The organism is Pseudomonas sp. GW821-FHT09E12 (genome assembly GCF_059416085.1).
The window spans coordinates 349895-364022 of record NZ_JBWKOM010000002.1; the positions used below are offsets into that span (position 1 = coordinate 349895).

Consider the following 14128-nt stretch of genomic DNA (forward strand, 5'->3'; position numbering starts at 1 on the left):
GGTGCCTCGCCTAGGCTCGGCATACCCTCACTCCGGCATTGATCCGTGGGCCGCCGCAATGGGCCATCCATGGCCCAGTGCGGCTAACCCGGCGTCCTGCCGGGTTACCCACGGCTCAATGCCTTCGTTCGGGCATGCCGAGCCTCAGCGAGGCACCAAGTGGTGGGGCAAGAGCGTTTTGCTTACTTTTGCGCTCTTCAAAAGTGAGCCGCCGTAAGGGCGGAACCCTAAGCCGCCGTTACCGCAGAAACGGATATGTACACAGCAGGATCGAGCTTTCCATAGCCCTGCCTCTGGCATCAGCCCCCGGCTTTCCACCCCCCACCCAACGCCCCCACCAACCCCACACTCGCCTGCAACCGCCGCGTCTGCAGCGCCTGCAACCCCCGTTGCGCCTGCAACGCCGCAGTCTGCGCCGTCACCACCTCCAGATAACTGACCGCCCCCGCCTGATAACTGTTCATCGCCAGGGCCTGCGTATGCTCGGCGGCATTTACCGCCGCCTGCTGGTCCAGGGCCTCCTGTTGCAAGTCCCGCAGTTGCCCCAGGTTGTCTTCCACCTCACGTACCGCCCGCAGCACCTGGCCGCGGTAATGGGCGGCGGCTTCCTCGAATTCGGCGTGGGCCTGGCGTTCGTTGGCGCTCAGGCGGCCGCCGTCGAAGATCGGCAGGTTGACCAGAGGCCCCAGCGCCCAGTAGCGATTGCCCGCCGCCAGCAGGTTGCCGCTGCCCTGGGTCTGCCCGCCGAGCAGGCCGGTGAGGCTGAAGTCCGGGTACCAGGCGGCCCGGGCCACGCCGATATTGGCGTTGGCGGCGAACACCCGGCGTTCGGCGGCGGCGATGTCCGGGCGGCGTTGCAGCAGGGCGCTGGGCAGTTGTTGCGGCACGCTGGGCACGGCCAGGGTTTGCTGGGGCGTGGGCAGTTGGAACTGGCTGGCCGGTTCGCCCACCAGTTCGCCGATCGCGTGTTCGGTGAGGTTGCGTTGCCCGCGCACTTCGTCCAGCTCGGCCTCGGCACTGGCCAGCTGGCTTTGCGCGCGGGTCAGGTCCAGTTCCGAGGCGATCTGCCCCTGGTAGCGGCTGCGGGTCAGTTGCAGGGCCTGGGCGTAGTCGTCCAGGGACTGGCTGAGGATCGTGCGCTGCGCATCCAGGCCATTGAGCTGCACATACAGCGTCGCCAGCTGCTGTTGCAGGCTCAGGCGCGCCACCGCCAGGTCGTCGGCCGAGGCTTCGGCCTGGGCATCGCCGGCGGCCACCTGATTGCGAATCCGCCCCCACAGGTCCGGGTCGAAGCTCAGCGAGAAACCGGCGCTGTTGCTGTTGTACAGCGAAGGCTGGCTGCCGCCGCGCAACGGCCGGTGGTCCGACTGGCGCTGGCGCAGCGACTGGCCGCTGGCGCTGATCTGCGGGAACAGCCCGGCATGCAGCTGGCTGGCATAGGCCTGGGCCGCGTCGAAGTGCGCCAGCGCCGCCGCCAGGTCCGGGTTGGCCTTGAGCAGACGCTGTTGCAGGTCATCCAGGCGCGGGTCCTGGTACAGCAGCCACCACTGGCTGGCCAGCTGATCCGCCGGTCGGGCCGGATGCCAGGGGCCGCCGCTGGTCTGTTCGCGGTAGTGGGCCGGCAGCTCCACGGTTGGCACCTGATAGCCGGGCGCCAGGGAGCAGCCTTGCAGGGCCAGCATCAGCAACACCGCAAGCGGCTCAAGCCTTGGGCGCATGCTCACCTCCGGCGTCGGCCAGTTGCACCAGGTCGCCTTCGCGCAGGGCATCGGGCGGGTTGTCGATGACCCGGTCGGCGGCCTGCAGGCCCTGGTCGATCACCAGCCGCGCGCCGAGGTCGAGGCCGATATGGATGTCCCGCAGGTGCACGTGGTTGTGCTCGTCGAGCAGCGCCACCTGGGTGCCCTGGGCGCGGAAGATCAAGGCGCTGGCCGGAATGCTCACGCCCCGGGTGTCGGCGGGCAGGGCCAGGGCGGCTTCGGCATAGTCGCCGGGCAGCAGCGCGCCGTCGGGGTTGTCGGCGACGAACTGGGCGAGCAGGGTGCCGGAGCGCTGATCGATGGCGGTGGAGTCGCCGATCAGCCGCGCGCTGAAGTGCTGGCCGGGGTGTTCCGGCACCGTCAGCTCGGCGCTGAGGCCGGGGCGGATCACGCTGGCGTAGTTCTGCGGCACCGGCACGTAGAGCCGCAGCTTGCGGGTGTCGGCCAGATCGAACAGCTGCGGGTCGCTGTCGTTGTCGGCCTTGATCAACTGGCCGATATCGGTGTGGCGCGCGGTGATGGTGCCGGCGAAGGGCGCGCGGATGGTCTTGTAAGCCTCCAGGGCCGAGAGCCGCGCATAGTCGGCAGCGGCTGCTTCGGCATTGGCCTTGGCGGCCGCGGCGTTGGAGGTTTTTTCATCGGCCTCCTGGCGCGACACCGAGTGGCTGGCCACGAGGTTCTGCCAGCGCACGGCGGTGGTCTGCGCCAGGCGCGCATTGGCCTGTTCCTGCACCAGCCGGGCATGGGCCTGCGCCAGTTGCTGGTCGAGGTCGGGGCTGTCGATTTCGGCGAGGACTTGCCCGGCCTGAACCTTGGCGCCGATGTCGCTGTTCCAGCTTTTCAGGTAGCCGCTGACCCGGGCGTGGATCGGCGCCTTGCTCCAGGCTTCCAGGTGCGCCGGTAGGCACAGGGTGTCGCCCTGGCGGTTTTGCTGCGGCTGCAACACCAGCACCTGGGGCACGGCGGCGGTTTCGGTCCAGGCGGCCACCGCGCGTTCATGGCGGGTGCGCGCGGCCAGGCCGTTGGCCACCAGCAGGGCGGCCAGGGTCAGGCCGCCGATGCCGAGCCACAGCAGGCGTTTGCGCGAGGGGGTGTGTTCAGGCGACATGGGTACTTTCTCCAGCGACAGCGCGAGTGGGGTGACGCCCGTGGACCAGGCTGAACACCACGGGAACGAACAACAGGGTGGCGGTGGTGGCGAGGATCAGGCCGCCGATCACGGCGCGGCCCAGGGGCGCGTTCTGCTCCTCGGACAGGGCCAGGGGCAGCATGCCGATGATCATCGCCAGGGCGGTCATGCACACCGGGCGAAAGCGCGTGTAGCCGGCCTCCAGCGCGGCTTTCAGGGCATCGCCGTGTTCCGCCAGGCGTTCGCGGCAGAAGCTCACCACCAGGATCGAGTTGGCCGTGGCCACGCCCATGCAGAGGATGGCCCCGGTCAGCGCCGGCACCGACAGCGAGGTGCCACTCAAGAACAGCATCCAGACGATGCCGGCCAGGGCCGCCGGTAGCGCGGTGATGATCACGAACGGATCGAGCCAGGACTGGAAGTTGACCACGATCAGCAGGTAGATCAGCACCACCGCGCCCAGCAGGCCCAGGCTCAGGCCGCTGAAGGCTTCGTGCAGGGCGTCGATCTGCCCATGCAGGCTGATGGTCGCGCCCTTGGGCCGCAGCGCCTGGCTATGGTCGAGGACGTGCTGGATATCCCGGGCCACGCCGCCCAGGTCGCGGCCCTGGATGTTGGCGTAGAGGTCCAGGGTCGGCTGGATGTTGTAGTGGGTGACCACCGCCGGGCTGTCCACCCGCGAGATGCTGGCCAGGCCGCCGAGGATCTGCGACTGGCCGTTGCTGCCGGTCACCGGCAGGGCCTCGAGGGACGGCAGGCTGTCCAGGCGGTACTGCGGGGTGGCCGCGACGATGGAATAGGACACGCCGTTCTGCGGGTTGAGCCAGAAGGTCGGCGCCACCTGGGAGCTACCGGCCAAGGAGGCCACCATGCTGTTGGTCACGTCGCGCTCGGTAATCCCCAGGCCATTGGCCCGCAGGCGGTCGACCTTGACCGCCAGCGACGGGTAGCCGGTGGACTGCTGGATACGCAGGTCGGCGATGCCCGGCACATGCTGCAGGCGCCGTTGCAGTTCCAGGGCATAGGCGCGGTTGGCGGTGCTGTCGGGCCCGGAGATTTTCACGTCCAGCGGCGCCGGCGCGCCGAAGTTGAGGATCTGGCTGCTGATGTCCGCCGGCAGGAAGGCGAACTGGCTGCCGGGAAAACTCTCCGGCAGGGCTTCGCGCAATCGCTTCACGTAGTCGGCAGTCGGCGCGTGGCCGGGCTTGAGGGTCACCTGGATGTCGCCATCCTGCGGGCCGATGGTGCCGCTGCTGCTGTAGGCCATGTCGATGCCGCTCAGGGGGATGCCGATATTGTCGATCACGCTGTCCAGTTGCTCCGGCGCAATCACCTCGCGAATCCGCGCCTCGATGCGGTCGAAGGCCGCCGCGCTTTCCTCGATCCGCGTGCCCAGGGGCAGGCGCACATGCAGGGCCAGGGCGCCTGCGTCGGTGGCCGGGAAGAAGTCCTGGCCGAGGTTCGGCAGCAGGGCGAAGGAGGCCAGCACGCAGGCGAGGAAGCCCAGCAGGAAGCGCTTGCGGTGGGCCAGGGCCAGGGTCAGCAGGCCGTGGTAGGTGTCGCGTACGTTGGAGAAGCGCCGCTCGAACCCCTGCTGGAAGCCCAGCAGCCCGCGCACCAGGGCATGCCGCGGCCGGGCGTGTTGCTCGCCTTCGTGGTGGTTGATGAATGCGTCTTCCGGGTGATGCCCCGGGCTCGGCTCCGGCACATGGGGCTTGAGCAGGTACATGGCCAGGGTCGGCACCAGGGTCCGCGAGAGGATGAACGAGCTGGCCATGGCGAAGATCACCGCCAGCGCCATGGGGCGGAACAGGTAACCGGCGATGCCCTGCAACAGGAACATCGGCACGAAGACAATGCAGATGCACAGCAGCGAGACGAAGGCCGGGCCGACGATCTGTTTCGCGCCGTCGAGGATTGCGTCCTTCACCGCCTTGCCCTGTTCCAGGTGCCAGTTGATGTTCTCGATGGTCACCGTGGCGTCGTCCACCAAAATCCCCACCGCCAGCGCCAGCCCGCCGAGGGTCATGACATTCAGGGTCTGGCCGCTGGCGGCGAGCAGGGCGATGGCCGCGAGCACCGCCAGGGGGATCGAGGCGGCGATGATCAGGGTCGATCGCCAGCTGCCGAGGAACAGCAGGATCATCGCGCTGGTCAGCAGCGCGGCGATGATGCCTTCCCGGGCCACGCTGCACACCGACTGCTTGACGAACACCGAGGCGTCGCCCAGCAGCGAAGTCTTCAGCGCCGGCGGCAGGGTTTCGTCGATGCGCGGCAGCATCTGGCGGATGCCATCGACGATCGACAGGGTGGAGATATTGCCGTTCTTCAGCGCCGGCATCAGCACCGCGCGGTGGCCGTCGACCCGCACGATATTGCTCTGCGGCGGCGAACCGTCGCGCACATGGGCCACCTGGCCGATGGTGATCAGCGCGCCGTCGACGGTCTTGATCGGCAGGTCGTTGAGCTCGTCGATGGCCGTCGGGCTGTTGTTCAGCAGCACCGTGTATTCGCTGGCGCCGAGCTTGGCGGTGCCCACCGGGATGATCTGGTTCTGCGCCGCCAGGGCATTGCCCACGTCCTGCGCCGATAGGCCCTTGGCGGCCAGGGCCTGCGGGTCCAGGTCGAGGGTGATCTGCCGCTGCTTGCCGCCCATGGGCGTCGGCATCGCCAGCCCCGGCACGGAGCTCAGGGGCAGGCGGATATTGTTCTGCACCAGGTCGCGGATTCTGGCTTCCGACAGGATCGGGCTGGAAAAGGCCATCTGCAGGATCGGCACCGTCGAGGCGCTGTAGTTGAGGATCAGCGGCGGGGTGATGCCCGGCGGCATCTGCTTGAGCACGGTCTGCGACACCGCCGTGACCTGGGCGTTGGCGGTGCGGATATCCACCCCCGGCTGGAAGAAGATCTTGACGATGCCCATGCCCGGCAGCGACTGCGACTCGATGTGCTCGATGTCGTTGACCGTGGTGCTCAGGGAGCGCTCGTAGGTGTAGATCACCCGGCCGGCCATGGCGTCCGGCGACAGGCCGGTGTACTGCCAGACCACCGCCACCACCGGAATGCCGATATCGGGGAACACATCGGTGGGGGTACGCAGGGCCGCCAGCGGCCCGATGATGCAGATAAAAATCGCCAGCACGATAAACGTGTAGGGCTTGAGCAGAGCGGTCTTGACCAGCCCGAGCATGCGGTGGACCTCCGAGGGAAAACGAACCTCGGCAGCCTGCCGCGACCCACCTAACACGCGGCTTTCAGCCAGGTGAAGGAAGTTTTAGGTTGGGCCTGAACTTCCTTTCACGGGGATTCATTTGTCCTGTGGCGGGTGCCTCGACACTCTGGATGGCAATCGGCGCGAGCGCTTTTTTCGCTCCGCCCTGTGTCGTTTTTTTTACTGCCGAGGTACCTGCCATGAACGCCAAACCGCTGCTGCTGATTCCCACCCTGAGTCTGGTGCTGCTGCTCTCCGCCTGCGCTGGCCCGATGCCCCAGCCCGACCCCAGGCAAGCCTGGATCAGCCTGGAAGAAGAGGGCCCCAGCGACCTGATGGCCGAACGCGTCGACGGCAAGAACGTCGACGACGGCCGCTACTTCGAAGTCCAACCCGGCGCCCACCGCCTGGACGTGACCCTGTTCGAGGAGGTCGGCGGCGACTCCAACCAGGTCGATTGCCGCGGGCAGGTGAGCTACCCGAGCTTCAAGGCGGGGGAGCATTACAAACTGGTGGAGTCGACCTTGGGGACTGAGGTGCGGGCGAGGTTGTATGACGGGGAGGGCAAGCAGGTGGCGAGGGTGCGGGATTTTGAGTGTATGCCGGGGTGATGTTGACGCGGCTGGGGACCTATCGCAGGGGAAGAAAGTGTCGGCCGCGCAACGACTGGGCGTGCCGGCGGACTTCGCTCAGAGCAGACTGAACGCCGACCAGGTGCCGACGTGTGACGTCATCCGCACCGCACATGCCCACGTCTATATAGATGCATAGCGTAGGAGCGCGACTAGAAAGCCTTTGGATTTGTATTGTATGGTAAGGCGTTAACGAAATACGGGTTGGTTGACTAATGGAAGGTCATGAGATCTTTCTACTTATCGATAAGTAAAGAGAGAAATTTATGCAGGAACACTACAATCCGGCCGACGTCGAGGCAAGCGCTCAGGCTGATTGGGCTGCCAGAAAGACATTTGAAGTTTTCGAGGATCCTTCGCGCCCCAAATATTATGCATGTTCCATGTTGCCGTACCCGTCGGGTAAGTTGCATATGGGGCATGTTCGTAACTACACCATCAATGATGTTCTGGCACGGCAGAAGCGCATGAAAGGCTTCAACGTTCTGATGCCAATGGGCTGGGACGCCTTCGGATTGCCCGCAGAGAACGCCGCATTGGCTTCTAATCAGTCACCTTCCGCCTGGACACGTCAAAACATACAAGACATGAAGGCGCAGTTGAGTCCCCTTGGGCTGAGTATTGACTGGAGCCGTGAAGTTGCAACATGTGATCCTGATTACTACAAGTGGAACCAATGGTTCTTTCTGAAAATGCTTGAAAAGGGTATTGCTTACAAACATACCCAGATTGTTAATTGGGACCCTCTCGATAAGACCGTGCTGGCGAATGAACAGGTTATTAATGGTCGGGGCTGGAGGTCTGGCGCGCTGGTCGAAAAGAAAGAAGTTCCTGGTTATTACTTGGCTATCACTCAATATGCTGAAGAGTTGTTGAGGGATATCGATAGCCTGGATGGGTGGCCGGAAATGGTCAAGACCATGCAGCGCAACTGGATTGGTAAAAGTGAAGGGGTGAGTTTCGGGTTCCCTCACCAGATAAAAGACAAGAATGGAACACTTATCGAGGACGGATGGCTGTCGGTGTTCACCACTCGCGCCGAAACCGTGATGGGCGTGACTTTCTGCGCGATTCCCCCGGAACATCCGATCGCCCTGCGGGCGGTAGAGCTCAATGCTGAATTGGCTCAGGTGATCGAACAATTCAAAGGTGGCGGCACCAGCGAAGCACAATTGTCTGGCATTGATCAGGATGGCGTATTCACCGGCTTCACGGTGGAGCATCCAATCAGCGGCGTTTCTATCCCGGTTTGGGTGGTGAATTACCTGGTCGCGGGGTACGGCACGGGTGCGGTCATGGGGGTGGCGGCACACGATGAGCGTGATTTTTCGTTGGCCCGCAAAAAAGGCCTGCCGATCCGGCAGGTCATTCATATTGATGGGGTGGAGTACGACGACCGTTCATGGGATGCGTCATACGCCGCGAAGGATAAAGGCGTGCTGATCAATTCTGGCGAATTTGACGGCCTGGGACTCAAAGAGGCGAGCGAAGCTATTAGTGCCCGACTTGCCAGCCACGGTGGTGAGAAAAAAATAAATTGGCGACTCCGGGACTGGGGTATATCCCGCCAGCGTTACTGGGGCACGCCGATCCCGATGATTTATTGCGACAAGTGTGGCGATGTACCCGTGCCGCTCAAGGACCTGCCTGTCATTTTGCCTTTGGACTGCATACCAGACGGTTCCGGCAATCCTTTGCTTCAACAAGCGGATTTCCTGCATGTCGATTGTCCGACCTGCGGTAGCTCCGCCCGGCGCGAAACCGACACCATGGACACGTTTGTCGATTCCAGCTGGTATTTCATGCGCTACTGCGATCCGGGTAACCAGGACGCGATGGTCGCTGGGCCAGCGAAATACTGGATGCCGATGGATCACTATATCGGTGGCGTCGAACATGCCGTCCTGCATTTGCTGTACGCACGGTTCTGGACCAAGGCGATGCGCGACGAAGGCCTGATCGATCTCGATGAGCCCTTCAAGAACCTGTTCACTCAGGGCATGTTGCTGCGTGAGTGCTTCTACAGAGAAGCGCAGGACGGCGCCAAACGCTGGTTCTACCCGGCGGAAGTAGACGTCAGGCTTGGCGATGGTGGTCAGGCGGTGGATGCGGTTGCCAAGGAAGATGGTTTGCCCGTGATCATGGGTGGCATCGAAAAAATGTCCAAGTCTAAAAATAACGTTGTCGAGCCACGGGAAATCATCGAGAGATTCGGTGCCGACACAGCTCGCCTGTTTACTATTTTCGCAGGGCCACCCACTCAAAGCATTGTCTGGAGCGACAGTGGCGTGGAGGGTGCCTATCGCTATCTGCGACGGTTATGGAGTTTCGCCTTCAAGCACCAAGACACCCTCCTCACGGCAGCCGCGCAGCAAAGCACTCTGGACGAGCGTTCGGCACAACTTCAGTTCGAGATTCACAGCGTGCTGGAGAGCATCAACAGGGACTATGAAAAGCTGCACTACAACACGATCGTCTCCGGCGCGATGAAAATCCTCAACCTGCTTGAAAACGAGAAGGCCGCCTCAGGCAGCGTCATTCGAGAAGGGGTCGAGATCCTGTTGAAAGTCCTCTACCCGATCACGCCGCACATCGCGCATGTGCTCTGGACCGAGCTGGGGTTTGACAAGGACATTCTCGAATCGCAGTGGCCTGTGGCGTCGCCTGAGGTTCTGACTCGCTCAGAGTTGAAGCTGGTGGTGCAGGTCAACGGTAAGTTGCGCGGGGAAATTGTGGTATCTGCGACGGCTGACCGAGCGGAAATAGAGGCCTGTGCACTTGGGGATGAAGCGGTAGCGCGCTTTATAGAGGGCACTCCGAAAAAAATCGTGATTGTGCCGGGTCGTCTGGTCAATATCGTGCTGTAACCATCTGAAGTAGGGCCGCTCGCTCCTTGCTCCGTTACACCAGCGTCAGCCTTCAGGGAAGGCGCTGGTGGCTAACGTCTTCCAACCCCATCCTCCGCGGCGCCGCTTGAGCAGCGTCGGTCTCTTGGCCTCTCAGCGTCTGAAACAGCTTGCGTAGAGGCCTCAGCGCTTCAAAAAATTAGAAATCGTCGTGGATTGCTGACTTTTTAGATACTTAAACGAAATAACATAATGTCATTTGATTTCCTTTCGGACTTAAAAGTCAGGTGCGTGTCTGTGCTTCTATTCTTTTAATGCGGATAATTATTAATTAGGTGGCCGGTTTTTTACAGAGTTACACCTAATGTATAGGGTGATTAGATCATCGGATTTTGGTCGGTAGTCGTCGTACGCTGATTCGTCAAATTTAAAAAAACAAGTTGACTCGGTTGGTGTTTCTAGGACGGAGACTTGTATGTTGACACTATTTTTTAGTTTGCCTAGATTCAACCCGTTCGTTATCCGCGGACGAAAAATAATCAACAGAGGAATGTGAACAATGTCTATTGAAAAAGCTTGCGTAGCATCTAACGAAACCTCGATCAAAGCGGCTGTAGATAACTCCCAGAAAATCAACGAGCAGTATGATGTTGCCGATTTTGTGGAAATTGAGCGTAACGAAGCTTGCCTGCAACATGGCGATGGCGGCGTTAACCACTAAGTTAGCCCTGTTTTCGTCATAAGTTGTCTCGGAGCAGGGCAAGTAAAATTGCCCTGTTTCATTGTTCAGGAGCAAGCAGGCATGGTTGCCAGTCTGTCGGTTAACCCCGATCTTAGAATTATTACGTTTGAACACTCTGCGCTGGCTTATCTGGTCGGTTCAAGCAAGAAAATTCAAATTTCCTTTTCTGTGGTTGAATACCTTCTTGGATTTTCCGCCCGTCCGGCCGCGTCTCAAACAGACTCGACGGGAGAGGACGGTTTACTCGGGAAACTGATCAGCAGCGGATTTGTAAAACTAAGCGCTGGCGCCTCACCATGCGACCGAAGGACCGCTGACCTGGAGCGCTACAACTGGAAGAGTGCTTCAGACTATTTGAACGTTACGCACAACTATCCGTTCTTTGAATACGACAAGGATGGTCGTAGCAAAGACAATAACCGGATGCAAGAATATCTGGCTGTTGAGCAAGAAATCGAGCGTTCCAAAGTTTACGTTGATGCCCCAGTCGCGGCGCAGGGGGTCAATCCGCAGTGCAGTGCGGCACTCATTAGTGATGGCGGCACGCAGGGCGACCTGGAGAATATCCTCAGCGCATTGAGCCTGAGCCTGGGCGTACAAAGGGAAGCGCAACTCAATACGGGCGGCCGGATATTAAAGAAGACAGTGCCCAGCGGCGGCGGGCGACATCCGGTTGAAGCCTATCTGGTGGACTTCGCCAACCAGACGGTCCATCACTTTAATGCTGTGACGTATAGCCTTGATACCGTCAAACGTGTCGAGTCCCCAGACCTGTACACCACGATATTTGGCGTTCGGGATTCGTATATAGATTTTGCTGTTAATTTTGCGGTGGTCTTTACCTGCATCTGGGAGCGCAATATGTTCCGCTATCGCGAGCCGAGAACCTTCAGGTCCGTGCATTTGGATGCCGGGCACGCCTCGATGCAAGTTGAAACGGCACTGCTGAAGATGAAGTATAGAAATCAGGCTCAATATAATCTTCAGGTTATAAACTTCGAACGTCTGTTGGGGCTCGATCCGCTTGTGGAAGGGGTGATGAGTGCCGTCATGATCGGGGAACAGTCGAATGCAGCATGAAATCCTGAAAAACGCTTATATATCCTTCGCGAATAATCGTGACAATACTTTAGAATTCAGTGAGCTCAGCAGTGGTAGAAGTTTCAATATCGCACCGTCTTTTTTTATTCGCCCCGACTATGCTGAGCGGATGGCTGCGATACGCAATGAACGTCCCCCGGCAACCCACACCCTAATTAATCCGGCCAGTACAACCCATTGGGCCGAGAGAGGTTGGGAAGCCTGTATTCCTTTTTACTTGTTGTCCAGGACCATCAAGTACGTTGATGATGACAAGGATCGAGCGAAGATTCTTGATAATAAATACTGTGAATATGAGATGGCTTCAACGTGCCCGACGCCGAAGGTTCCAGTATTTATCGAAAACGCTCAACCTGCTTTTGCACTACGAAAAATTGCTTCGGCCAGTAATGACTGGATACCGGGTTTTCCGGAAAAAGCACTTAAACGCAGGAGCCATCGAGAATTCAAAAGGCTCCCTCTTGAGGTGGCTGAGTTTCAGGAAATACTGTCGCACTCGGCATCCCGATTGCTGGAAACTCTGGACGTGTGCCAACGACTGGATGGCAGCCGCTTAAGATACACCAAGAATTTCGGTGCGGCATTTTCCTCGTATATCGTGGTGTATGACATCGTTGGCCTGACGCCGGGTGTTTACTTTCTCAATTTGGAAGAACTGAGCTTCGGGCTGATAAAAGAGGGAGATTTCAGAGAGCCGATGTCTCGTATCATCTGGGGTATGGTGGCTCCCAAGACAGCCAACTATACCTTGGTGTTAACCGCCACACCCAGCTGTTATGCCTGGCGCTACCGGCACGATAAAGCCTTGAGAAACCTGTTTATCGAGGCCGGAAGAATCATGCACATGCACGTCAACGCCTGTAGCGAATTCAATGTGCAAGGCGTTACAACGCCAGCGACAAGGGATGATGAACTTCGAGCCCTTCTGCATATCGATTTGGCGAGCGACGAGATTCCCATGTACACGGCAACGATGGGGAAAGTGGGGAACAGAAATCTTGAAGAGTAACGACGCCCTCAGCGACATCTTTTTTGTCATCACCGGCGGCGTGGATGTTATCAAGGGTATCAGCATACTGATGTTGATCAGCGTCGCTTTTCCTCATCAATTCAGTGTGTTGAGCGTGAACATCGACGTGATGTCCGCGTTGATTCCGTTCGCATCGCCCTGGGTGATTGCCTTTCTACAGCTTTCAAAGGTGTCAAGGTACCGCGCCTACAGTAAGTGCGCGGCAGCGCTGATCGTCGTTGGGGCAGTGATTTCGATTCTGTACATAGTTGTTTCGCTTAACATGATTGAGGAAAGTCACCATAACACCGGCCTGTTGGTGTTTTTGTTACTTAGAATGGTGTCTGTCTGCGTTCTGGTGTTTGCTTCACTCAATCAAGCCTATTTGATGTTGTTGGGTTATGGTCGGACGGTGTTCTGGGTGCAGATGGCAGTGTGGTTGTGTAATGTCGCACTTTATTTGACACTCTGGCTGAGCGGTATAGAGTTTTCCTACGTCTTGGCGGGATTGGGGATGGTAGCGATCGACCTGGCGCTGTTTGTGGTGGTTGTATCGATACTCAAGGCGTCGGGGAGTATTCGCCTCAGATCAATAAAGCCCTCGTTTAAGTTCAGTTTGAAAATCAGCAAAATTGTCTTGCCTGAGCTGTCCACGGTGGCCAGCATTTCATTGTCAGGTTTGCTACTGAGCGTTGCCGCATTCAAGATATCTCAGGAAAGTTTTTCTGATTTTCGCATTCCCTTTGCGTTTCAAATGGCCTGCTGGATGATTTGTACGCGCGCCGCTGTATTGATCATCCGCCGCTATTCAGCGCAGGATTCTTCACTGTTTTATAGAGCGATTATTTATACATTCAAGGTCACCTGGTTTGTTCCGGTCGGGCTTGCATTGGTTGTCGCTATTCTGGCCAATCAACTGTCGCCAGGGCAATTCATTCATTCGCTCCTGGCGATGGCTTACTATCCCGCCATGGCCATTGTTATCTCGCTGAATGGGGTGTTTCGGCTGACGACGATGAACAGTATTATCTCCGGCGCTAACAAGTGGCTGTTAGTTGTGTATTTTGTGCCTTTGAGTGTGTTGATCTATTTGGGGTATGTCGGGCCGGCGTCTATTATCCATTTTGTGGGCATCAGTTACATGGTCAGACTGTTGCTGATGTATCACTTGCACAGAAAAAGGATTTTTCTGAATGATAATAGATGCCTTGTATAAGTCAAAAAAGTCACTGTTCAGGTATAACACCGACACCGGACAGTTACTGTTTTCACAGAGTGAGCGTTTGTGGGACAGGCTGTCTGCTGAAGGATTCGATTGCACGGTACAGGATGCGAAGTGGGTGGCCGACGCGATTTATGAAAGTGAACGCTCCAGAACCCGCTATACAGGTGGTGGAAAAGCAGTCATCAATCAACGAATGCGAACCCAGGCTGTATTGTTCGGCAAGCCCCGCCCCCGATATGCACCATCCCTGATAGAGGCCAGAGGCCAAGCCGTTGAGGGCAGTGTGTTCGAGGCCATTAGGTTTGCTTTCAAAAACACGGCGCTCACGCCTTGGGCAATCAATGGTCTGGGACCAGGTGTTCGGCGTGTTTATCCTTCTAATGGCGCGGTGCACTCGTTGGAGTGTTGTTATACAGACCGACACGGCAATGGTTTTCTATACGACTCGTATTGTGATCGGTTCTTTGTAATAC

General features: G+C 58.9%; 9 protein-coding genes. 6 read left to right on the top strand and 3 right to left on the bottom strand.

Translation table 11 applies throughout. The features are described 5' to 3' along the window. Positions 1 to 299: 299 nt before the first annotated feature. The 3 genes from AC07PQ_RS06675 to AC07PQ_RS06685 are packed head-to-tail and all read right to left on the bottom strand — an operon-like array spanning position 300 to position 6079. Entirely contained in the window at positions 300 to 1718 is a 1419-nt protein-coding gene (locus AC07PQ_RS06675) for an efflux transporter outer membrane subunit (protein WP_493185064.1), read from the bottom strand. After that, the gene (locus AC07PQ_RS06680) at positions 1702 to 2868 is read right to left on the bottom strand and encodes an efflux RND transporter periplasmic adaptor subunit (RefSeq protein ID WP_493185063.1); all 1167 of its coding nucleotides are present in this window, start codon (positions 2866 to 2868) and stop codon (positions 1702 to 1704) included. Before AC07PQ_RS06680 ends, AC07PQ_RS06675 begins: the two co-directional genes overlap by 17 nt. Next, positions 2858 to 6079 carry an efflux RND transporter permease subunit gene (locus AC07PQ_RS06685; protein ID WP_493185062.1) on the bottom strand — a complete coding sequence of 1074 codons (3222 nt, stop codon included), beginning with the start codon at positions 6077 to 6079 and terminating at the stop codon, positions 2858 to 2860. The genes AC07PQ_RS06680 and AC07PQ_RS06685 overlap by 11 nt, the downstream gene beginning before the upstream one ends. 221 nt (positions 6080 to 6300) lie before the next feature. On the opposite strand from AC07PQ_RS06685, the gene AC07PQ_RS06690 reads away from it, so the two are divergent. The 6 genes from AC07PQ_RS06690 (at position 6301) to AC07PQ_RS06715 (ending at position 13646) form a co-directional block, all read left to right on the top strand. Beyond that, on the top strand, positions 6301 to 6711 hold the full coding sequence (locus AC07PQ_RS06690; protein WP_493185061.1) for a PA0061/PA0062 family lipoprotein: 411 nt from the start codon (positions 6301 to 6303) through the stop codon (positions 6709 to 6711). Between the two features lie 287 nt (positions 6712 to 6998). Beyond that, positions 6999 to 9599, top strand: a complete 2601-nt coding sequence (gene leuS, locus AC07PQ_RS06695; RefSeq protein ID WP_493185060.1) for a leucine--tRNA ligase — start codon at positions 6999 to 7001, stop codon at positions 9597 to 9599. A gap of 538 nt (positions 9600 to 10137) precedes the next feature. After that, complete coding sequence (locus AC07PQ_RS06700) at positions 10138 to 10299, top strand: hypothetical protein (protein ID WP_007920763.1); 162 nt, start codon at positions 10138 to 10140, stop codon at positions 10297 to 10299. Positions 10300 to 10380: 81 nt separating this feature from the next. Next, complete coding sequence (locus AC07PQ_RS06705) at positions 10381 to 11400, top strand: nitroreductase family protein (RefSeq protein ID WP_007920756.1); 1020 nt, start codon at positions 10381 to 10383, stop codon at positions 11398 to 11400. Next, positions 11390 to 12430 (top strand): SagB/ThcOx family dehydrogenase, encoded by a 1041-nt coding sequence (locus AC07PQ_RS06710; RefSeq protein WP_007920754.1) that lies wholly within the window; start codon positions 11390 to 11392, stop codon positions 12428 to 12430. Before AC07PQ_RS06705 ends, AC07PQ_RS06710 begins: the two co-directional genes overlap by 11 nt. Beyond that, positions 12420 to 13646 carry a hypothetical protein gene (locus tag AC07PQ_RS06715; protein ID WP_493185059.1) on the top strand — a complete coding sequence of 409 codons (1227 nt, stop codon included), beginning with the start codon at positions 12420 to 12422 and terminating at the stop codon, positions 13644 to 13646. The genes AC07PQ_RS06710 and AC07PQ_RS06715 overlap by 11 nt, the downstream gene beginning before the upstream one ends. Positions 13647 to 14128 lie beyond the last annotated feature (482 nt).